Here is a 21,646-nt window from a genome sequence, read left to right on the forward strand (position 1 = left end):
GCCTCCGCTTCGCGCTTTCCGCTCTTCGCTGTCCGTTTCCCGCCCGCGCGGCCACGCGCCGCGCGGCGGGGACGCCTGCGCGTTTTTTCTGCCGGACCGGTTGCCCGCCCGACGTCGGGGCAACCCTGCGGATCGCATGTGCCGCGGCCGAGACGTCGTTCGCAGTTTTGCTCATCGAGGAGCACGATCATGGCCAACCTGGCTCAGGCACGCACCGACGAGGATCTCGACCTGTCGACGCTCGCCATTCCCGATCACGCGCGCATGCCGCCCTTTTCGCTGACGATGGCGTGGTGGGCCGTGTGCAGCGCCGTGTTCTACATCGTCGTCGGCGCAACGCTCGCGCTCACCTACGGCGCGCGCAACGCGCTGATCGGGATGGCGCTGTCGGTGGTGTCGTACGGCATCGTCAATTCGATCATCAGCCGCTATGCGATCCGCACCGGCCTGTCGGTCGCGCTGTTCTCGCGCGTGCTGTTCGGCAGCGCGGGCGCGGCGCTCGCGACGCTGATCTTCTTCGCGACGGCGATCTACTACGCGGTGTTCGAAGGCTCGGTGATCGCGGTCGCCGCGCATCATCAGTTTCCGGCGCTCGACTACAAGTGGGCGGCGCTGATCGTCGTCTGCTACAGCGTGCCGCTCGTGTTCGGCAGCGTGCAGCACTGGCTCGACAAGTTCAACGGCGTGCTGCTGCCGTTCTACCTGTTCGGGCTGCTCGCGGCAGTCGGGCTCGCGACGGCCGAGTACGGCTACAACGCCGCGTGGCTCGACTTCGGCCCGACGGGCGCGACGCCGGCCGGCGGCTGGTGGCACTGCTTCGTCTACTACATGGGCGTGTGGGTGCTGATGATGTTCACGTTCGACTATGCGCGTTTCGGGCGCAAGGAAGACGCGGGCTATCACGGTCGCTTCAACTTCGGGATGCCGTTCTATCTCGTCACGTTCCTCGTCAACGGCGCGGCCGGCATCTATCTCGTCAGCACGATTCCGGGGCTCGGCACGCTGTCCGAAGTGTCGGTCGTGCTCGCGCTGCTGAAGCTGATGGGGCTGTGGGGGCTGCTGTTCGTGTGGGTCACGCAATCGCGCATCAACACCGCGAACTACTATCTCGCGACGGTCAACATGCAGGCGTTCTTCCTGAAAGCGGCCGGCCTGCGCGCGCCGAAATTCGTGTGGGCGCTCGTGGTCGGCGCGGTCGTCTATGCGCTGATGATGGCCGACATCTTCTCGCGGATCCTGCAGGCGCTCGCGTACCAGGGCATCTTCGTCGTCGCGTGGGTCGGTGTCGCGCTCGCGCATATCCTGTCGGCGCGTTACGGGCAGCTCGTCGGTGCCGACGTCGAATGCCGCGACGCGCATGTGCCGACGTTCAACCCGGGCGGGCTGGCCGCATGGTTCGCCGGCGCGTTCGCGGGACTCGCGCTGAACCAGGCAACCGGGTTTGCCGCGTCGCTGTCGGCACCCGCGACTTTCGTCGTGTCGTGGGCGGTCTATCGCGCGTTGCTGGGCACCGCGAAACGAACCTGGTTCGTGCGCAATACGTGACGGCGCACGCGCGCCGCGGCGTATTACCCGATATGCGACGCCGCGCCGTCGAGCGCCGCGCGCACCCGCTCGACGAGCTGTGCGTCGACGGGTGCCAGCACCTCGCCGCGCGGCCGCACGCCCGAGCCGAAATGCACCGCGCGCACGCCGGTGGCCCGGACGAAATCGCCGACCGCATCGACGGTGAGCCCCGAGCCGGCGAGCACCGTGCACGTCGATCCTTCGGCCTGCCGCACCATCCGCGAAATCGTCGCGGCCGCGTCGAGCACCGACGGATGGCCGCCCGACGTCAGCACCGACGTGACGGCCGGCACGCGCAGCAGCGCATCGAACGCGGCGTTGAGGTCGCGCGACACGTCGAACGCGCGGTGGAACGTCAGCGCGCGGCCATCCGCGGCGGCGGCGATGCGCGCCAGGGCGCCGAGATCGACGTCGCCGCGCGCGTCGAGCGCGCCGAACACGACGCCGTTCGCGCCGGCCGCAACGGCCGCGCGCACGTCGCGTTCGATCACGCGCAGATCGTCGGCGTCGTAGACGAACGACCGGCTGTGCGGACGCACGATCACATTGACGGGAATCGGCACGGCGGCCACGACGGCCTCGATCAGGCCGACGCTCGGCGTCAGCCCGCCTTCGGTGATCGCGGTCACGAGTTCGAGGCGGTCGGCGCCCGCGCGGGCCGCGGCCTTCGCATCGCCGACGGTCGTGGCGATCACTTCGAGGAGGACGGAGGAAGCAGCGTTTCGGTTCATCGGCGGCTCGCGATTCGTCAGGACAATTCGCGCATCCTAGCCGAGCGGCGCGACGGGCGCCAGCGGGCCGGCCGCCGCGCGTATCAGCCGCGCCGCACGAGCCAGACGCCGGCCAGCGCGGACAACGCCGTCACCACGGCACCGGGCGCGAACCGGAACATCCGCGCGTTCACGTCCACGCCCTGCTGCATCACGTCTACGATCCCCGGCGCCAGCAACAGCGACGCCCAGCCCATCATCCCGAGCGCGGTGGCCGCGGTCGCGACGAGCAGCGCGATGCCTGCGCCCCGCGCACGCGGCCGGCCCGCGCCGGCGCATCGGGTCAATGCAACCGCCACATGCAGTAAGTGCACGCTGCGCTAGCCGGCGTCCGCCTCGTCGTCGACCCAGTCGATATCGCCGCACAGCACGCGCTGCGCATCGCCGACGCGTACGGCCACCGACAGCGTCACGCACGGCTGCGCCTCGTTGATCGACAGGTACGGCCGCGTGACCTGCACGCGCCCCGGCTCGGCAATCGCCGAGCGGAAATACGGCCGGCGCAGCCAGTTCGCGCCCTGCGCGTCCGCCAGCGGCGAGAAGCGCGCCTCGCTCAGCGCGCGATCGGCGCGCAGCACGACGTTGCGGCCCGACTGCCGGCCCTGCGCGTCGAGCAGGAAGCAGCGCGCGGCGGCATCGAGCGCGAGGAAGTTCCAGCACACCTCGTCGAGCGTCTCGCCGGCCGCGAGACGCTCGGCCGCGCGCTCGAACGCGCGCAGGTACGGCGCGATTCGCTGCGCGTCGCGCCGCTCGCGCGCTTCGGTCTGCTGACGAAAGCGCTCGGTCAACTCGCCGATGCAGGCCGTCGCGGCCGCGCTGTCGGGCAGCCCCGGCGCCGGGCGGCCGAAGTAGTAGCCCTGCACGAAATCGGCCTCGCACGACAGTGCGATCTGCGCCTCGTGCTCGGTCTCGATCCCTTCGACGAGCACGAGCTTGCCGGCCTCGTGCAGCAGCGTCACCAGCCCGTGCAGGATCGCGGTGAGCCCCGTGCGGTGCGCCGCGTGAGACAGCATGATGCGGTCGAGCTTCACGATGTCCGGGTTCAGTTGCCAGATCCGCTCGAGGTTCGAGTGGCCGGCGCCGAAATCGTCGAGCGCGATCAGGAAGCCGTGCGTGCGGAATTCGCGCACGGCCTCGGCGAGCCGCTCGACGTCATCCGCGCGCTGTTCGAGCACTTCGAGCACGACGCGGCGCGGCGGCATGCCGAGCCGCTTCAGGTTCGCGAGCAGCGCGGCCGCCTGGAACGGGTCGGTGAGCACGCCCGGATGGACGTTGAGAAACAGCCACTCGCGCTCGGCGCCGAACAGCGCGAAGTTCTCGAGATGCAGCGCCTGCGCGAGCCGGTCGAGCTGCAGCAATTCGCCCTGGCGCGCGGCTTCGCCGAACACGTCGAGCGGCGACACGGGGCGGTCGAGCGCATCGTGCGCGCGCAACAGCGCCTCGTAGCCGACCGCACGCTGGTGCGACAGGCTGAATATCGGCTGGAACACGGTCGTGAGCGTCAGGTCGCGATGCTGCGTCGCCAGACGCTCGAGGCCGGAGCTCATCTCCCGCTCGAAACGGTACGGCGACGCGGCGGCCGGACGCTCCTGTTGCACGATCGTCATGCCTTCCTCCTGGTGAAGCACTCGAACGCGCCGACCGACGAAACGGACGGCGCGTGCAATGTCTTGGTTGGACCCTCGGTTGTCCGGTCGGTGCCGGACGGCTGCCCAGCATCAAGCAAGCTCCGTGCAAGGGGCGAACAACCCATACGCCGCGCGGGTGCGCGGGGCTGCCGCACCAGCGTGGCGCGCGTCCGACGCACCATTTCCGTGCGCACGCACCGGCCGCTCGAGCGCAGCCGTCATTGCGGCACGCTACACTCCGTACGATCGTTTCATTCCCCGCATTCGCCGTATCGATGGAAATCGTCTTCACCGTCCTGATCCTGCTGCTGACCGTCGCACTGTCCGGCGCCGTCACGCGCAACCTGCCATTGCAACTGCCGCTGCCGCTGATGCAGATCGCATTCGGCGCGATCCTCGCGTGGCCGAAGTTCAACCTGCACGTCACGTTCGATCCCGAAATCTTCATGCTGCTGTTCATTCCGCCGCTGCTGTTCGCGGACGGCTGGCGAATTCCGAAACGCGAGCTGTACCTGCAGCGCCGCGCGATCCTGATGCTCGCATTCGGGCTCGTGTTCATGACGGTACTCGCAGTGGGCTACTTCGCGCATTGGCTGATTCCCGAGTTGCCGCTGCCGATCGCGTTCGCGCTCGCGGCCGTGCTGTCGCCGACCGACGCGGTCGCGCTGTCGGGCATCGCCGGCCGCGGCAGAATCCCGCCGCAACTGATGCACATCCTCGAAGGCGAGGCGCTGATGAACGACGCGTCGGGCCTCGTCGCGCTGAAGTTCGCGATCGCGGCCGCGCTGACCGGCGTGTTCTCGCTGCGCGCCGCGTCGGTCACGTTCGTGATCGTCGCCGCCGGCGGGCTCGCGACGGGCGCGATCGTGTCGTGGGTGTTCAGCGCGCTGTCGACGCGCTTCCTGAACGCCGAGCAGGAAGGCGACCCGGCCCCCGGCATCGTGATGACGCTGCTCGTGCCGTTCGCGGCCTACCTGTTCGCCGAGCATCTCGACCTGTCGGGCGTGCTCGCGGCCGTGTCGGCCGGGATGATGATGAATTACACGAGCTTCTCGCGCAAAAGCACCGTCGCGTCGCGCGTGCGCGCCGAAAGCACGTGGGCGATGATCGAGTTCGTGTTCAACGGCATGGTGTTCATCATGCTCGGGCTGCAGTTGCCGCACATCATCGGCCGCGCGCTCGTCGACGCGCACCATACGAGCGACGCGCTGGTCGGCCGGATGATCTTCAACGTGTGCGCGATGATGCTCGCGCTGTATGCGATCCGCTTCCTGTGGGTCTGGCTGCTGCGCTGGATCGCGAGCCGCCGCGCGGCGCGCCAGGGCCTCGCCGGCACGATGGCCGGCGTGCGCACGATCGCGGTGATGACGGTCGGCGGCGTGCGCGGCGCGGTCACGCTCGCCGGCGTGCTGTCGATCCCGGTCGCACTCGCCGACGGCGCGCCGCTGCCGGGGCGCGACACCGCGATCTTCGTCGCGTCGGCCGTGATCCTCGGCTCGCTCGTCGTCGCGGTGATCGGCCTGCCGCTGCTGCTGCGCGGCGTGCGCTCGTCGCGCAACCCGCTCGCCGACGAGGAGCGCGCCGCGCGCGCAGCCGCCGCGCAGGCCGCGATCCGCGCGATCGACTCGTCGCACGACGCGATCTCGGCCGATCTCGACGAATCGGGCGCCGCGCGCTGCGCGGACATCTCGGCGCGTGTGATGGACCAGTATCGCCGCCGGCTCACCGCGCTTGCCGAGGACGGCCCCACGCCGCGCGCGGAAGCGAAGCAGTCCGAGACGATGGAGCTGCAGATGCGGATCGCGGCCGTGCGCGCGGAACGCTCGGTGCTGTACCGGCTTCGCAGCGAGAGCAAGATTTCCGACGAGACGCTGACGAAGCTGATCCGCGAGATCGACCTGTCGGAAACCGCGCTGTCGACGCGCAAGAAAGGCATTCTCTGACGGGCCGTTCGATGCCCGGAAGCAACCGCCCATAAAAAACGGCGACGCCGATGCGTCGCCGTTTTCACATCCGTCCGCGTTCGCGTTACTTCGCGACGACGACCGGAATCCCCTTCAGCATGCCCGCGCCCTTCATCTCGTCGAGCGCGTGCTGCACGGCCGCGCTCGTCGCCGCGTCGATGCCGAGCTGCAGCGCGAGCTCGCGCTCCGCGCGCTTCACGCCGGCCAGGTTGCGCACCTTCACGTGACCGAAGCCACGCACGCGGGCGTGCAGGTCGGCCAGCTGCGCGACCTGCGCCGCATTGCCGGCCGTCGTCGCGGCGAGCGCTCGGGCGAGCGTCGTCTCGTAGTCGTCGGCGAGCGCGCGTTCCATCCTGCGCTCGACGGTGCGGCCGAACGGATCGAGCCACGTGCCGCGCAGACTGCGCACGCGCGCCAGCATGCCGAACACCGGCCACATCCACTGGCCGAACACGCGCTTCTTCGGCACGCTGCCGTCGCTGCCGGCCTTTGCGACCGTCGGCGGCGCAAGGTTGAACTTCACGCGATAGGCCTGCCCCGGCACGCCTTCGAACTGCGCTTCGAGCGCCGTGCGGAATGCATCGTCCGCGTAGAGCCGCGCGACCTCGTATTCGTCCTTTACCGCGAGCAACCGGTAGAACGTCGTCGCGACCGCGCGCGTCAACGCGTCGTCGCCCTTCGCGGCCGCCGCGTTCACGAGCGCCCGGTAGCGCTCGACGTAGCGCGCGCCGCCGTACGCGTCGAGACGCGCTTCGCGATCGGCGATCAGTTCGGCGAGCGTTTCCGGCGCGGCGTGCGCAGCCACCGCATGACGCGCGTTCCACAGCGCATCGAGGCCCTCCGCATCGCCGGCCGCCATCCGGCCGATCGAGAACGCGAGCTTGTTCATCGGCACCGCGACGTTGTTCAGCTCGATCGCGCGCATCATCGCGGCGAGCGACACCGGCACGAGGCCGAGCTGCCACGCGTAGCCGAGCATCAGGATGTTCGCGCCGATCGAGTCGCCGAGGAATTTCGCGGCGAGCGCCTGCGCATCGCAGCTCGACAGGTAGCCGTCGCCGGCCGCGTGACGCATCTTCTCGAGCAGCGCGTCAGCGTGCAGGTTCGCGTCGGGGTTCTGCACGAACGACGCGTTCGGAATCCGGTGCGTGTTGACGACGATCCGCGAACGCTCGTGACGCACCGTCTGCAGCGCTTCGGCACTCGCGCCGACGACCATGTCGCACGCGAGCAGCACGTCGGCCTGCTGCGTGTCGATGCGCACCTGGTTCAGCCATCGGTCGCTCGCGGCGATCCGCACGAACGACAGCACCGAGCCGCCCTTCTGCGCGAAGCCCATGAAGTCGAGCACCGATGCGCTCTTGCCTTCGAGGTGAGCGGCCATGCTGATCAGCGCGCCGACCGTCACGACGCCCGTGCCGCCGACGCCCGTCACGAGCATGTCGAACGGCGCCGCATCGAGATGCGTCGCCGGCACCGGCAGCGCGTCGACACGCACGGCGAGCGCCGCTTCGTCGAACGCGGCACCCGCGGCCTTCTTCAGCGCCGCGCCTTCGACCGTCACGAAGCTCGGGCAGAAGCCGTTCACGCACGAATAGTCCTTGTTGCACGACGACTGGTCGATGCGGCGCTTGCGACCGAGCGGCGTCTCGAGCGGCTCGACCGACAGGCAGTTCGACTGCACGCCGCAGTCGCCGCAGCCTTCGCACACTGCTTCGTTGATGAACAGGTGCTTGTCCGGGTCGGGGAATTCGCCCTTCTTGCGGCGGCGGCGCTTCTCGGCCGCGCAGGTCTGGTCGTAGATCAGCACGGTGACGCCCGGCGTCTCGCGCAACTCGCGCTGCACCGTGTCGAGCTCGCTGCGGTGATGGAACGTCGTGCCCTTCGGGAACAGCCCGTGATGGCCGTCGTACTTCTCCGGTTCGTCGGACACGACGACGAAGCGCGACACGCCTTCCGCCTCGACCTGCCGCGCGATCTGCGGCACCGAGATGCTGCCGTCGACCGGCTGGCCGCCCGTCATCGCGACCGCGTCGTTGTAGAGGATCTTGTACGTGATGTTCGCTTTCGCGGCGACCGCCTGGCGGATCGCGAGGATGCCCGAGTGGAAGTAGGTGCCGTCGCCGAGGTTCTGGAACACGTGCTTCGTGTTGGTGAACATCGCGTGCGCGGCCCAGTCGACGCCCTCGCCGCCCATCTGGATCAGCCCCGTCGTGTCGCGCTCCATCCACGACGCCATGAAGTGACAGCCGATGCCGGCCTGCGCGATCGAGCCTTCCGGCACCTTCGTCGACGTGTTGTGTGGGCAGCCCGAGCAGAAGTACGGCGTGCGCTTCACCGCGTCGGCCTCGTTCGACAGGATCTGCGGCGCGACGAGATCGACGACGCGTTCGCGGCGGTCGAGCGCCGGCTTGTGCCGCGCGAGCCATTCGGCGAACACCGGCAGGATGCGCGACGGGCGCAGCTCGCCGAGCTCGGACAGCAGGCAGGCGCCGGCAGCGTCGTGCTTGCCGAGCACGCGCGGACGCGCGCCTTCCGTGCGGTTGTACAGGTAATCCTTGATCTGCTGCTCGATGACCGGGCCTTTCTCCTCGATCACGAGCACTTCGGCGAGCCCGTCGACGAAGGTCTCGATGCGCGTCATCTCGAGCGGATACGACAGGCCGACCTTGTAGATCCGCACGCCGGCCGCGTCGAGGTCGGCCACCGTCAGGTCGAGACGGCGCAGCGCTTCCATCAGGTCGAGATGCGCCTTGCCGCAGGTGACGATGCCGACGTTCGCCTGCGCGCTCGGCGCGATCCACTTGTCGATGCTGTTGGTGCGCGCGAAATGGCGCACCGCGTCGAGCTTCGCGGCGAGACGTGCCTCGATCGTGAGGCTCGGCAGGTCGGGCCAGCGGTTGTGCAGGCCGCCCGCCGGCGGCGTGAAGCCGGTCGGCGCCGGCCACTGCGTCTGCAGCCCGTCGAGGTCGACGGTCGAGCCCGACTCGACCGTTTCCGAGATCGCCTTGAAGCCGACCCAGGCGCCCGAGTAGCGCGACAGCGCCCAGCCGTACAGGCCGAATTCGAGCATGTCGGCGATGTTCGCCGGGTTCACGACCGGCATGTGCCACGCGATCATCGCGAAGTCGCTCTGGTGCGGCATCGACGACGATACGCAGCCGTGGTCGTCGCCCGCGACGACGAGCACGCCGCCGTGCGGAGACGAACCGTACGCATTGCCGTGCTTCAGCGCGTCGCCGGCGCGATCGACGCCCGGGCCCTTGCCGTACCACATCGCATACACGCCCTCGACCGTGCGCTCGGGATCGGCCTCGACGCGCTGCGTGCCGAGCACGGCCGTGCCGCCGAGTTCCTCGTTGATCGCGGGCAGGAAGCGCACGCCGCTGCCGTCGAGTAGTTTCTGCGCTTTCCACAACTGCTGATCGACCATGCCGAGCGGCGAGCCGCGGTAGCCGCTGACGAAGCCGGCCGTGTTGAGCCCCTGTTCGGTGTCGACCGTGCGCTGCATCAGCAGCAGGCGGACCAGCGCCTGCGTGCCGGTCAGGAAGATCCGGCCGCGCGTCGCGGTCAGGTTGTCGGTCAGGCGGTAGTCGGACAGGGCGGGCGGGCCGTCGACGGGCAAGCGGGCGGTCATGGGGGAAGTCTCCTGATTGTGCTGTGCTGTTCTGGGCTGCGCGGCGGGGCGTCGGACGACGCGTGATCGGCGCCAGCGAATGGCTCTATTTTTTCGCGCGCAGACGAGAATGTTTTTTCTCTTCTTGCTCGGGCGGGCCCGCAGCGAGAAAAACTGCGCAGCTTTTTATCGGGATTTGAGAGAGTTTTCGCGCGCGATGGTGGAGCGGGATGGGTGGGGGGTCGGGACGGTCGGGTGGTTTGGTGGAACAACCGGTGCGGCCCGAAGGCAATCGGCCGGCGCGGCGGCGGGCGCTCACGCCTCGTGTGATAAGGGTTTCAGCTGTCGGAGGCGGTCACCCTCACCATTGAAATGCACAGCATTCCGATTGGTCGGGGCGCGGGATGTCCACAATGCTGCGCCCTTCGGCCGATCGGGTTCGCGCGCTCACCGTTCGATTGCACAGCGTTTCGAGTGGCGTTGGGGACGGGATGTCCGCATCCGTGATCGGTATCCGTTTCGCTCGGGCGCCGATGCTCACCGTAAAAATTCACAGCGCGGCGAGTGAGTTTCGGCGGTGGATATCCACATCGGGAAAGGCTCGTTTCGTCGATCCGCGGTTCGCCCTCACCGATCGAATACACAGGAGCGCGAGTGGGTTCGTTCGCCCGATATCGACGCCGGAACAGACATGCTGCGCAGTCGTGGGGTCGCGCTCACCGTTGAAAACCACAGCGCTTCGAGTGGCTGTGGCGGTGGTTGTCCACCGCCCGAACTGCCTCTGTCGTCCGGTCTCGCACGCACCCTCACCGCTGAGAATCACAGCGCTTCGAGTGGCTGCGGTGGTGGTTGTCCACCGCCCGGACCTGCACTGCCGTCCGATCTCGCACACACCCTCACCGTCGAAAATCACAGCGCTTCGAGTGGCCCGGAGAGGCGGATATCCACATGGACGCGAATCCTTTGATCAGCCATGAAAGTGCGTTTCCAAGGACCACGACGACCGGAAGTCCACGCCGGCATCGGCACGCTGTCCGATCGGGCGTCGACGCTCACCTTCGAAATACACAGTGCCGCGAGTCGTTTGGTTGGCCGGATATCCACACGAGAATCCGCGTTGCCCTCGATAGCGTGCTCGCTCTCGAGCCTGAAATGCGCGGCGATTCAGACGGCGCTGTCGGCCGAACGGCCGCGTCTTGACCGGCTGTCCGCCGATAGCGCACTCACGCTCACCATTGAATTACACAGCGCTTCGAGTCGCTCGAGAAGGTTGAGACGCGCAATGAAATCTGCTCGTTGCCGGACCACACACCCACTCTCACCGTTAGAATGCACGGCCCGTCGAGTAACTTCCGGAACCGGATATCCAGCCCGGGACACATTCGCGGTTCGGTCACGCATTCGCGCGTTCGGCTAGAATGCGCGGCGCTCCGAATCACACCAAGGTTCGGGAAGCCGCGCCGGAACAGGCGCGTCGCGCGATCAGGCGCCGACACTCACCGCTGAATTTCACAGCATTTCGCGTCGTACCGCGGGTCGGTTATCCACACCCCTCTTCCTGCATTACGCGGTATCCGGTCATCCTCACCGGTGAAATGCACAGGGCTGCGAGTCGTTTCGGTGCGCGGATATCCACAACGGATCGCGCGAAGGAACGGGCATCGGCACATCGGCGGAAGCGGTCTGCGCATCGACGCGCAGCATTCGGGAAATAGCCGGAAAGCCTTGTCCAGACAGCCTCGGCGGCACCCTCACCATTCAAATGCACAGCGTTTCGAGTCGCCTTGGGCGTGAGTTGTCCACATCCGGCCCATTGCGCTGACTCAAGCCGACACGCACTCCGGACAACCTCACTCGGCAATCGAACGGATGACCGTTGCCGGATTGCCGCCAACCAGCGTATTCGGCGGAACGTCCCTGGTCACGACGGCCCCGGCCGCGACGACCGAATGCTCGCCCACCGTCACGCCGCCGATGATCGTCGCACCCGCGCCGATCCACACGTTCCGTTCGATCGCGATCGGCTTCGCGACGACGAAGTCGCGCCGCCGGGAAGGTTCGACCGGATGGCCGGACGTGATGAGGCTGACGTTCGGCCCGATCATCACGTCGTCGCCGATCTCGAGCCCGCCCAGATCGTAGAACGTGCAGTTCTGGTTGACGAACACGTTGCGCCCGATCTTCATGCCAGTGCCGCCCGTCGCATGGAACGGCGGGATCAGCACGAAGCCGTCGTCCACCTGCGCGCCGATCAGTTCGCTGAACAACGTTCGAACGTCTGCCGCATCGTCGAACGTCAGACGGTTGAGCCGCGCGGTGATCGCCATCGCTCGCTTGACCTCGGCCACCATGGCCGCCGATTCCGGCGTTCTTCGCGGAATGATCGTGGTGCGATCGTCGTTTGCCATTCGTTGCTTGTCTCCATGCGCGGTCGAACCGGCGGTGGGCGCGCGGCAGCGGCGCCGGGTTGAAGATTCCCGCGTTGCGCGAAGCGTCGCGATCACGGATGAATGCCTGCACTGCCATGTGCACGAGTGCAGCGGGAGAGGCGGTGCATTGTAGTGACGCAGGCTTACACCGGGATTTTTCGACGTTATTCATAACTAGTTTCAATATAACTAGTTATTCGAAGAATCCTTGTAGCACCGGCCTTCCACCCGATTCATATCCGACACAACACACCGGATGAGACACGCTCAGCGGGCCGCCCCTGGTCGGGCGCCCCCAGCCGGCCACCCTTAGCCGGGCGCCCCTAGCCGGGCGCCCCTGTCCGAACCTCCTGCGCTCGGGTACGCTTGAGCATCCACCGGACCCTGCCTGCACCCAAACGCGGAGGCGCGATGAAGCTCTACTACTGGCCGAAGACCCGGGCATTCCGGGCGTTGTGGATGCTGGAGGAAATCGGCGTGGTATACGAACTCGTGCCGATCGACCTGCGCTCGCACGAACAGGGCAGCGACGCGTTCGTGCAGGTCAACCCGATGGCCAAGCTGCCCGCGCTCGACGACGGTAGCGCGCCGTTCGCCGAATCAGGCGCCGTGCTGCTCTATCTCGCCGACCGTTGCCCGGGCGCCGGGCTCGGCATCGCACCCGACGATCCGCTGCGCGGCCGTTTCCTGCAATGGATGTTCTTCACGCCGACCTGCCTCGAACCGGCGATGGCCGAGAAGTTCACGGGCGCATCGGGTAATCCGGTCGCGTTCGGCTGGGGCAACATCACGCGCGTGCAGCGCGCACTCGCGCAGACGCTCGCCCATAGCCCCTGGCTCGTCGGCGACCGCTTCACCGCGGCCGACCTGCTGCTCGCCAGCACGCTGAAGATCGCGTTCGACGCGCATCTGCTGCCGCACGAAGGCGTGCTCGGCGACTACGTCGCGCGAGCCGAGGACCGCGACGCGTTCCGCCGCGCGGTCGCGATCGAACAACGCGAAGCGGCGCGTCTGCTGCACGCGTGACGCATGCGGGGCGGCGCCCGCCGCCCCGCGAGCACACCTACGCAGCCGGCCCCTGCGCCGCCGCGCCCGCTTCGACCACCACGCCCGGCGAACCGCGCTCGTCGGTGTCGGCGTCGACCGGCACTATGTCGTGAAAATGCGTGTAGTCGATATGCGTGATGCCGTCTTCGTCGTGCATCAGGTCGACATAACGATGACGCCAGCGGATCTCCCCATGCGCCCACGAGTGACGCGCCTGCATGACCTGCGCGGTCGTCTCGTCCGAGCCCTCGATCGTGATCAGCAGCGACGCGTCGCGCGCGGCGAGCGATTCGGGCGTCTCGCCGAACAGCGCGCTCGATTCGTCGATCACGTGCATCAGGTTCCAGCCGAGCAGGAAGATCGGATGCTCGCTGCGCACGAGCGGCAGGTCGTGGATCTTGCGCAGCGAGTAGCCCTCGTGCGTGCCTTCGACGCGCATCAGCCGCAATTTCGCCTGCGCCTCGGCAATCACGTTCTGGCGCGCGTTCGCGGCGCGCACCATCAGCGTCATTCGGCCGTTCAGCGGCCGCACGATCGCATAGCGCGCGAACAGGATCTTCGCCTGCGGCCGGGAAAACCGCGCGAACACGAGCCCCGTCGCCAGCGCGATGCTCGACATCCCGACGAAGATTTCGAACGTCGCGACCAGGTGCGCATAAGTGGTCTGCGGATGCATGTCGCCGTAGCCGACGGTCGCGAGCGTCTCGACGCTGAAGAAGAACGCGCCGCCGAACCCGGACGGCGACTGGTTCGCGATCGGCGCGTGGCCGAGCATGTAGAGCATCGCGAAACCGCCGTTGAGCAGCAGGAACAGCACCGCGAGCGACAGGAAAAACACGGGCCAGCTCACCGTCAGCGCGCGGTGATAGAAGTCGCGCCAACCGAGCGGCGGCATCCCGTACGCGATCACCGGGCGGGTGCCCGACCAGATCTTGCGGCCACGGCCGCGGGAGGCGGGGGAGGACGAATCGACGTTCATCGCGCGGTGCCGGTTGCAGGAAGGCGATGAGCGTAGCACGCGCGGCGGCGGCCGGGAATGCGTGCCGATTCGGAATGGAAATTTGCCGCGCGGCCGGACGCGTGCGGCCGCGCAGCGTCAAAAAAAACCGGCCGCATGAAAGCGGCCGGCTGCATCGTCATCGTGCGGACAAGCGCGCGGTGCGCGCCGCTGTCACTTCCGGTCGACGATCACCTGGTCGAACGTGCCGCCGTCGGCGAAATGGGTCTTCTGCGCGTTCGCCCAGCTACCGAAGACCTGCTCGACGCTGAACGTCTTCAGCGACTTGAACTCGGCCGCATGCTTCTTCAGCACGTTCGCGTCGCGCGGGCGCAGATGGTGCCGCGCGATGATCTCCTGCGCTTCCGGCGTGTACAGGTAGTCGAGATACGCCTGCGCGACCTTGCGCGTGCCCTTCTTGTCGACGACCTTGTCGACGACGGCGACGGGCGGCTCCGCGAGGATGCTCGCCGACGGGTACACGGCGTCGAACTGCGCGCCCGACGCGCCGGTGTCCATCAGCGCGACTTCGTTCTCGAACGTGACCAGCACGTCGCCGATGCCGCGCTGCGTGAACGTCGTCGTGGCGCCTCGGCCGCCCGAGTCGAGCACCGGCACGTTGCGGAAGATCGCCTTCTCGAAGTCGAGCGCCTGCTGGTCGGTCGCGCCCTTCTGCTTCTGGAAGCCCCACGCGGCCAGGTACGCGTAGCGGCCGTTGCCCGACGTCTTCGGGTTCGCGATGATCACCTGGACGCCCGGCTTCGCGAGATCGCTCCAGTCCTTGATCGCCTTCGGGTTGCCCTTGCGCACGAGGAACACCATCGTCGTCGAATACGGCGAGCTGTTGTCCGGGAAGCGCGCGCGCCAGTCCTTCGGCAGCAGCTGGCCGCGCTCGGCGAGCAGGTCGATGTCGTTCGGCTGGTTCATCGTCACGACGTCGGCCTGCAGCCCCTGCAGCACCGACAGCGCCTGCGCGCTCGACGCGCCGTGCGACTGCTTGAGCGCGACCGTCTCGCCGGTCTTCTGCTTGTACGCGGCGACAAAGCTCGCATTGATGTCCTTGTACAGCTCGCGCGTCACGTCGTACGACACGTTCAGGATCGACGTGTCCGCGTGCGCAGCCGTCGCCGCCACGACCAGCGCCGCCGCCGCGCCCGTGTGCAGCCAGCGACCGATCCCCTTGATGCTTGCCATCGTGATATGCCCCGTTTCCAGTGGTGGTGAATGTGCGTGACGGCACGCGTACGCGCTGTCATCGAAACGTAAGCGGGCATTCTAGCGGCCGGCCGCGGCGCGCTTTCCAATCAGTCGTGGAAAGCAAATCTCGAATCCTGCTAAACGGCGGCGGACGCTCGCGTGCGCGCCAGATCCGGTGTTAAGATCGCCGTTCAGCCCACTTCACGGTTCATCCATGTCCGCTGCCCTGCGTTCGCTCTCAATCCTCGCCGCCGTCGCGGCAGGTACGCGCGCGGCCGGGCTGAAACTGAAAAAACGACTCCTCGACTGACGGGGACGTCGCGTCCCGTCAGGCGAATGCCGGACGGGATGCCCGCAGGTCGTTTCTTTCTCCTTGCCCGCATGCCTCGTTCCGGCACTCCGCCGGCGGAACGGTTCCTTCCCACTCCGTTTCCACCATGAGGCTTTGCATGCACACACGTTTCGAAGGTATCTGGCTGCCGATCATCACGCCGTTTCACCATGGCGAAGTCGACCATGCGGCGCTCGCGCGACTCGCGCGCCACTATGCGGCCGCGGGCATCGCGGGTTTCGTCGCGGGCGCGACGACCGGTGAAGGCGTGCTGCTCGACGCACGTGAACAGGATGCCGTGTTCGCGACGCTGCGCGACGCGGCGCCTGGCCTGCCGATCGTCGTCGGGCTGACCGCGAGCGCGACGCATGTCGCGGCGGCCCGCGCGCGCGAACTCGCCGCGCTGCGGCCCGACGGGCTGCTCGTCACGCCGCCCGTCTACGTGCGGCCGACGCAGGACGGCATCCGCCGCCATGTCGAGGCGATCGTCGACGCGGCCGACCTGCCGGTGCTCGTCTACAACATCCCGTACCGCACCGGTGTGAACGTCGAACTGGAAACGCTGCAGGCGCTCGCGCGCGACCCGCGCGTCGCGGGCATCAAGGAATGCGGCGGCACGCTCGACCGGATGAGCCGGCTCGTGCACGACACGCCGCTCGCGATCCTGTCCGGCGACGACAACCAGAACTTCGCAGCACTATGCGCCGGTGCGCACGGCGCGATTGCCAGCAGCGCGCACGTGCTGCCCGAATGGCATGTGCGCATCCATGCGCTGCTGCGCGACGGGCGGCTCACCGATGCTCGGCGCCTGTCTGTCGCGCTGCAACCGCTCGTCGCGGCGCTGTTCGCAGAGCCGAACCCGGCGCCGGTGAAGGCCGTGCTGGCTGCGCAAGGGTGGTGCGAGGACGGATTGCGGCTGCCGTTCGTGCCGGCGAGCGACGGGTTGCGGGAGCGGCTGGCAGCCATCTGCGCGGCACTCGACGAAATCGAGCCGGACGTCGCGGCGGCATAAGCGTCAACGCCGCGTGGAGCGCTGGCGACAGAAGCGTTTCGGCCCGACGGATTATTTCAAACTGTCGGAACCAGAGACAGGCCGTACCGTGCAAGAAGGGCGTCGGCGGTCACGAGCTGAAGCGGTTCGAGCCGGGCCTGCACGACCAGCAAGCGATCGAACGGATCGCGATGGTGGTGAGGCAAATCACGGACTGCGGCCCCATGCACGGCCCGAACCGGTAGCTCGCGAATCCCGCTTGCGCCGATCGAGCGAATCAGCTTGCCCACGTCAATGTCGAGCTTCCTCAAGCCGGCCTTGATGGCGGCCTCCCAGATACTCGCGCTGCTGACGAAACGTTCGTCGGCGGCCGAGATCAGTCCGCGCGCCCGCGTGCTGAGCTTGGGGTCATTGGTCACGATCCACAAAAAGATGTGCGTATCGAGCAACAGCCGCATCAGCGCCCTTCGAAAGCATCCAGCAGGTAATCGGGCAGCGGAGCGTCGAAGTCGTCCGCGATCCAGGCCTGCCCTTGCAGGACGCCGAACCGAATGGGCGGCCTGGCAGGCGCGAGTCGATCGGCTGACGCCCCGTCATCGCGGATCGTGGAATCAGCCCGTTGCGATGGATCGATCGCACTGGCGTCGGGAATGTTCGCGTTTCGCATGATGACCTCCGTTTCGGGTGACCATCACTGTAGTCAGGTTCGCCCGGTCGATCCATTCGTCCGATCGGCCGAGGGGCTGCCGAGTCGCGAACCGCCGCGGCAATCGTACGCTTCGTCAGGCCGCCAGTGCCGCCCCCGCCCCCTCCGTCGCATCCCGCACCGCCTGCGTCACGATCCGCGCGAGCCGGTCGACGGTCGGCGTCGCCGACGACGTGCGCCGCAGCAGGATCAGCGGCAGGCGCGGCAGTTCCGGCAGCCCGGACGACGCCGCGTCGAGCACGCGCACCGACGCGGGCAGCCCGTAGTGCGAGCGCACCGTCAGCCCGAGGCCGGCCGCCGCCGCCGCCCATAGCCCGGCGAGGCTCGGCGTCGTGAATGCGACGCGCCACGGCACGCCCGCGCGGTCGAGCGCATCGGTCGCCGCGCCGAAGAACCGGCACGGCCGGTCGAACACGACGAGCGGCAGCGGCTCGCCGGGCGCGCGCACGGCACGGCCGCCCGCTTCGCAACCCGCTTCGCCGCCCGTTTCGCCGCGCGTAACCGCTGCCGCACCGTCTTCCGCGCCGTCCCCGCCGCCGTCCGGCATCCCGAAACCGCCCGCGCCCGCCGCGCCGATCCATTGCATCGGCACCTGCGCGATCGCTTCGCTGTCGATCCCTGCCCGAGACACGAGCGCCGCCGACGCCGGGTCGCCCCACACGAGCGCGAGATCGAGCTGGTTCGCATCGAGCCGGTCGAGCAGTTCGGCATTGCGCGCCACGCGCGCCTCGATCCTCACCTTCGGATGCGCGCGCGCAAACCGCCCGAGCACGTCGGGCAGGATCGCCTCGCCGAAATCCTCCTGCAGCCCGACGCGCACCCAGCCGTCGAGATTCACGCCGCGCACGGCCGCGGCCGCCTCGTCGTTCAGCTCGATCATCCGCCGCGCATAACGCAGCATCGCGTCGCCGGCATCGGTCAGCGCAAGCCCGCGACCGGCTTTCACGAACAGCGGCGTGCCGGCCTGCTCCTCGAGCTTGCGGATCTGCGCGCTCACCGCCGACGACGAGCGCGCGACGCGGTCGGCCGCCTTCGCGAAACTGCCGAGATCCACGCCCGCGACGAGGCTACGCAGCGCCGCCACGTCGAAATTGGGCCTTGCCTGCGCGGCATCGGCCATCGCGAGCGGCTCGCCGCCACCACGGGGAATGTCTTGTCCGGGCACGTCAATCATCCTGTTTTATCGAACGATTCATCAAAAACTTTCCGATTTTCAGGATGAATGTAGGCCGCCAGACTGTCGATGTCAATTTCCAACCGGGCCTGTCGCCATGGATACCACCTGCTTCGCTTCCCCCTCCTCGCCCGCGCGCGGGCCGGCCCACCGCTGGCGCGTGCTGGCGGCCGGCGTCGCCGCGAACATGAGCTTTTCGGCCGCCGCGGCCGGCATTCCGACCACCGCCGTGTGGATGCGCACGGCCTATCACCTCGACAACGGCGCGCTCGGCCTCGTGCTCGGCGCGCTCGGCTTCGGCGTCGCGCTATCCGAGCTGCCTTGGGGGATCGCCGCCGACCGCTTCGGCGATCGCCGCGTGCTGCTGAGCGGGCTCGTCGCGACGGCCGCGATGCTCGCGCTGATGGTGTGCACGATCGTCCCGACCGCGCACGCGGTGCCGCCGCTGATGCGCGTCGTCGCGATGATGAGCTGCGTCGGCCTGCTTGGCGGCAGCGTGAACGGGTCGAGCGGGCGCGCGGTGATGCGCTGGTTCGGCGAGCGCGAACGCGGCCTCGCGATGAGCATCCGCCAGACAGCCGTGCCGCTCGGCGGCGGCATCGGCGCGGCACTGCTGCCGTCGCTCGCGTCGCATCTCGGCTTCGCCGCGGTATTCGGTGCGCTGATGCTGCTGTGCGCGGGATCGGCCGCGCTGACCTGGCGCTGGCTGCACGAACCGCCCGCCGCGCCGGCCGCCGTGCACGGCACCGTGCATCGTCCCGTCGAACAGCAGCAGCCCGCCCGGCAAACGCGCAGCCCGCTCGCGAGCGGCCGCGTGTGGCGCATCGTGCTCGGCATGGGCCTGCTGTGCACGCCGCAGTTCGCGGTGCTCACGTTCGCGACGGTGTTCCTGCACGACTTCGGCCGGCTCGGCCTCGCCGGCATCAGCGCGGCGATGGTCGCGCTGCAGCTCGGCGCGATGGTGATGCGCGTCTGGAGCGGCCGTCATACCGACCGGCACGGCAACCGCCGCGCGTACCTGCGCGGTTCGGTGCTCGTCGCCGCCGGGTCGTTCGCGCTGCTTGCTGCCGCGACGGCCGGCAGCCCACACGTGCCGCTCGCGGCGATCGTCGCAATTCTCGTGTTCGCGGGCGTCTGCGTATCGGCATGGCACGGCGTCGCGTACACGGAACTCGCGACGCTCGCCGGCGCGAACCACGCGGGCACTGCGCTCGGGATGGCGAACACGATCGTCTACCTCGGGCTGTTCGCGACGCCGCTCGCGATTCCGCCGCTGCTCGCCGTCAGTTCGTGGAGCGTGGTCTGGCTCGCGGCCGCGCTGGTCGCCGGCGCGACCTATCCGCTGTTCGCCGTGCGATAGCGCGCCGCATGTTGCACGCCGGGCGTCGCCGCGCACGCACCGACGCTCGCGCATCCGTCAGCCCGCCTCGCGCGCCAGCGCGCGCCGCACGGCCGGCCGTTCGGCCTCGCGCTGCGCATGAGCGGTCCACGCGGGATGCCGCGTCATGTCGAGCCCGATCGCAACGCCCCAGCGATACAGCACGAGCAGGAACGGATCGACGATCGAATGGCCGCCCGGTTCGGCCCACGTGCGACCGTCGGCGAGCGCGGCTTCGATCTTCTCGTTCGCGGCATCGATCGTGCCGCGCCCGTGCGTGCTGACCGCACCGTGCAGGGCCGGGTCGCCGATGAAGCGGCCCGGCCGCCACAGCGCGCCGTAGCCGACGCCATGCACCCAGCCGACCAGCCAGGCGAGCCATTCGTGGCAGCGCGCCTCGCGCAGCGGATCGTCGAGCGGCAGCAATCGCGCATCCGGATAACGGCGCGCGAGATACGTGAGGATCGCGGGCGTTTCGGTCAGCACGCGCGGCTCACCCGGAATCGCGAGCACGGGCACGCGTGCCTTCGCGTTGATCGCGAGATAGCGCGCTTCGAGGTTCTGCTGCTTCTGCACCGAGACGATCTCGACGTCGAACGGCGCGCCGGTTTCCTCCAGCGCGATGTGAGCGGCAAGCGAGCACGCGCCCGGCGAAAGATAGAGACGATATGCGTTCATGATGGTATGGCCCGACCGGGCTGTGGAAGACTGAACCGAGTGTAGGAATGCGTGGCCGGGTGCCGCAAACGATGAATTGTCGTGCTCGGACATTAGTGTTACTAATACCCGCATGCGACGTATCCACCTCCCTCCGCTGCAGACGCTGCGTGCGTTCGAGGCCGCCGTGCGGCTGCAGAGCTTCACGCACGCGGCCGATGCACTCGCACTCACGCAAGGCGCGGTCAGCCAGCACATCCGCACGCTCGAGGCGCAGCTCGGCTATCCGCTCTTCACGCGCGAGCGCAACGGCGCGACACCGACGCACGCCGCGCACGCGCTCGCGCTGCAGGTGCGCCAGGGCCTGAGCGTGCTCGAACGCGCATTCGAGCCGACGCTCGCTGTGCGCAGCCGCCCGCGCACCTGCGACGTCACGCTGAACGTCAGCGTGCTGCCGAGCGTCGCCGAGCGCTGGCTCGCACCGCGCCTGCCGCGCTTCTCGGCCGCGCATCCGCACATTGCGATCGCGCTGCACCCGGACGCGACGCTCGCGCCGCTGCGCAAGCGCGACCGCATCGACGTCGCGCTGCGCTACGGGCCCGGCACGTGGCCGGGCGTCGTCGCCGAGAAGCTGATGAACGAGACGATCTTTCCGGTGGCGAGCCCCACGTACCGCAATCGCGACGGCGTCGTGCCGCGCGCGCCGGCCGATCTCGTGCGCGCGACGCTGCTGCGCCATCCCGCGCAACCGTGGGAACCGTGGTTCCAGGCCGCGCGGCTCGACCTCACCGAATCCGCGCGCGCGCCGCGCTTCACCGATGCGAACGCGCTGATCGACGCGGCGCTGAAAGGGCGCGGCGTCGCACTCGCACGCCGCTCGCTGATCGAGCCCGAACTCGCGGCCGGCACGCTCGTGCGCGTGTCGACGGTGCGCGTGACCGACGTGTATGCGCACTACGTCGTGTGGCGCCCCGGCCATCCGCACGAAGCGGCGATCCGCACCTGGCTCGACTGGCTGCGCAGCGAAGTGCGGCGCAGGACGCCGCGGCGCTGACAGACGGCGGCCGGCGATGGCCGCATGCCGGCTGCATGCGCGCACGAAAGTAATTCGTTAGTTTGACGAAAGCATTTCGCGATCACGTGCCGGTCGCAAACGATTCACCGAAACGTCGCATCGCACCGGCATACTCGAAAA

General features: G+C 68.5%; 17 protein-coding genes. 6 read left to right on the top strand and 11 right to left on the bottom strand.

What is annotated here, in order from left to right:
- Window positions 1-189 precede the first annotated feature (189 nt).
- Window positions 190-1,545 (top strand): purine-cytosine permease family protein, encoded by a 1,356-nt coding sequence (locus MRS60_RS15665; protein WP_034179191.1) that lies wholly within the window; start codon window positions 190-192, stop codon window positions 1,543-1,545.
- Between the two features lie 23 nt (window positions 1,546-1,568).
- On the opposite strand, the gene MRS60_RS15670 is transcribed toward MRS60_RS15665, so the two are convergent.
- From MRS60_RS15670 to MRS60_RS15680, 3 genes are all read right to left on the bottom strand, one after another.
- Window positions 1,569-2,297, bottom strand: a complete 729-nt coding sequence (locus tag MRS60_RS15670; RefSeq protein ID WP_034179192.1) for a copper homeostasis protein CutC — start codon at window positions 2,295-2,297, stop codon at window positions 1,569-1,571.
- An 83-nt stretch (window positions 2,298-2,380) separates the two neighbouring features.
- Complete coding sequence (locus tag MRS60_RS15675) at window positions 2,381-2,623, bottom strand: hypothetical protein (RefSeq protein WP_243564963.1); 243 nt, start codon at window positions 2,621-2,623, stop codon at window positions 2,381-2,383.
- A 33-nt stretch (window positions 2,624-2,656) separates the two neighbouring features.
- A complete protein-coding gene (locus MRS60_RS15680; protein WP_034179193.1) occupies window positions 2,657-3,943 on the bottom strand; it encodes a sensor domain-containing phosphodiesterase in 1,287 nt (428 codons plus the stop codon).
- 296 nt (window positions 3,944-4,239) lie between these two features.
- On the opposite strand from MRS60_RS15680, the gene MRS60_RS15685 reads away from it, so the two are divergent.
- Window positions 4,240-5,907, top strand: coding sequence for a Na+/H+ antiporter (locus MRS60_RS15685; RefSeq protein ID WP_034179194.1), 1,668 nt, complete (start codon window positions 4,240-4,242; stop codon window positions 5,905-5,907).
- A gap of 85 nt (window positions 5,908-5,992) precedes the next feature.
- Here the strand turns inward: MRS60_RS15685 and MRS60_RS15690 are convergent, their stop codons facing one another.
- Window positions 5,993-9,565, bottom strand: a complete 3,573-nt coding sequence (locus MRS60_RS15690) for an indolepyruvate ferredoxin oxidoreductase family protein (RefSeq protein WP_243564964.1) — start codon at window positions 9,563-9,565, stop codon at window positions 5,993-5,995.
- 1,829 nt (window positions 9,566-11,394) lie between these two features.
- Complete coding sequence (locus MRS60_RS15695) at window positions 11,395-11,952, bottom strand: sugar O-acetyltransferase (protein WP_034179196.1); 558 nt, start codon at window positions 11,950-11,952, stop codon at window positions 11,395-11,397.
- A 432-nt stretch (window positions 11,953-12,384) separates the two neighbouring features.
- Here MRS60_RS15695 and MRS60_RS15700 point away from each other — a divergent pair, with 432 nt between their 5' ends.
- Complete coding sequence (locus MRS60_RS15700; protein WP_034179197.1) at window positions 12,385-12,999, top strand: glutathione S-transferase family protein; 615 nt, start codon at window positions 12,385-12,387, stop codon at window positions 12,997-12,999.
- 37 nt (window positions 13,000-13,036) lie between these two features.
- On the opposite strand, the gene MRS60_RS15705 is transcribed toward MRS60_RS15700, so the two are convergent.
- Together MRS60_RS15705 and MRS60_RS15710 are read right to left on the bottom strand one after the other, a co-directional pair.
- On the bottom strand, window positions 13,037-13,999 hold the full coding sequence (locus MRS60_RS15705; RefSeq protein WP_175748989.1) for an ion channel: 963 nt from the start codon (window positions 13,997-13,999) through the stop codon (window positions 13,037-13,039).
- A gap of 192 nt (window positions 14,000-14,191) precedes the next feature.
- The gene (locus MRS60_RS15710) at window positions 14,192-15,211 is read right to left on the bottom strand and encodes a sulfate ABC transporter substrate-binding protein (protein WP_105389574.1); all 1,020 of its coding nucleotides are present in this window, start codon (window positions 15,209-15,211) and stop codon (window positions 14,192-14,194) included.
- Window positions 15,212-15,663: 452 nt separating this feature from the next.
- Here MRS60_RS15710 and dapA point away from each other — a divergent pair, with 452 nt between their 5' ends.
- Window positions 15,664-16,557 carry a 4-hydroxy-tetrahydrodipicolinate synthase gene (gene dapA / locus MRS60_RS15715; RefSeq protein ID WP_243564965.1) on the top strand — a complete coding sequence of 298 codons (894 nt, stop codon included), beginning with the start codon at window positions 15,664-15,666 and terminating at the stop codon, window positions 16,555-16,557.
- 56 nt (window positions 16,558-16,613) lie between these two features.
- Here the strand turns inward: dapA and MRS60_RS15720 are convergent, their stop codons facing one another.
- From MRS60_RS15720 to MRS60_RS15730, 3 genes are all read right to left on the bottom strand, one after another.
- Window positions 16,614-16,994: a type II toxin-antitoxin system VapC family toxin gene (locus MRS60_RS15720; protein ID WP_243564966.1), complete on the bottom strand. Its 381-nt coding sequence runs from the start codon at window positions 16,992-16,994 to the stop codon at window positions 16,614-16,616.
- Window positions 16,994-17,203 carry a hypothetical protein gene (locus MRS60_RS15725; RefSeq protein ID WP_243564967.1) on the bottom strand — a complete coding sequence of 70 codons (210 nt, stop codon included), beginning with the start codon at window positions 17,201-17,203 and terminating at the stop codon, window positions 16,994-16,996. Before MRS60_RS15725 ends, MRS60_RS15720 begins: the two co-directional genes overlap by 1 nt.
- 115 nt (window positions 17,204-17,318) lie before the next feature.
- Window positions 17,319-18,407, bottom strand: a complete 1,089-nt coding sequence (locus MRS60_RS15730) for a LysR substrate-binding domain-containing protein (RefSeq protein ID WP_432207825.1) — start codon at window positions 18,405-18,407, stop codon at window positions 17,319-17,321.
- A gap of 106 nt (window positions 18,408-18,513) precedes the next feature.
- On the opposite strand from MRS60_RS15730, the gene MRS60_RS15735 reads away from it, so the two are divergent.
- Complete coding sequence (locus MRS60_RS15735; RefSeq protein WP_243564969.1) at window positions 18,514-19,776, top strand: MFS transporter; 1,263 nt, start codon at window positions 18,514-18,516, stop codon at window positions 19,774-19,776.
- Window positions 19,777-19,833: 57 nt separating this feature from the next.
- On the opposite strand, the gene MRS60_RS15740 is transcribed toward MRS60_RS15735, so the two are convergent.
- A complete protein-coding gene (locus MRS60_RS15740; protein WP_105389570.1) occupies window positions 19,834-20,472 on the bottom strand; it encodes a glutathione S-transferase family protein in 639 nt (212 codons plus the stop codon).
- Between the two features lie 112 nt (window positions 20,473-20,584).
- On the opposite strand from MRS60_RS15740, the gene MRS60_RS15745 reads away from it, so the two are divergent.
- Window positions 20,585-21,505 carry a LysR substrate-binding domain-containing protein gene (locus tag MRS60_RS15745; protein WP_131949268.1) on the top strand — a complete coding sequence of 307 codons (921 nt, stop codon included), beginning with the start codon at window positions 20,585-20,587 and terminating at the stop codon, window positions 21,503-21,505.
- Window positions 21,506-21,646 lie beyond the last annotated feature (141 nt).

Source organism: Burkholderia pyrrocinia (assembly GCF_022809715.1).
In the GTDB taxonomy this organism is placed as follows: Bacteria; Pseudomonadota; Gammaproteobacteria; order Burkholderiales; family Burkholderiaceae; genus Burkholderia; species Burkholderia pyrrocinia_C.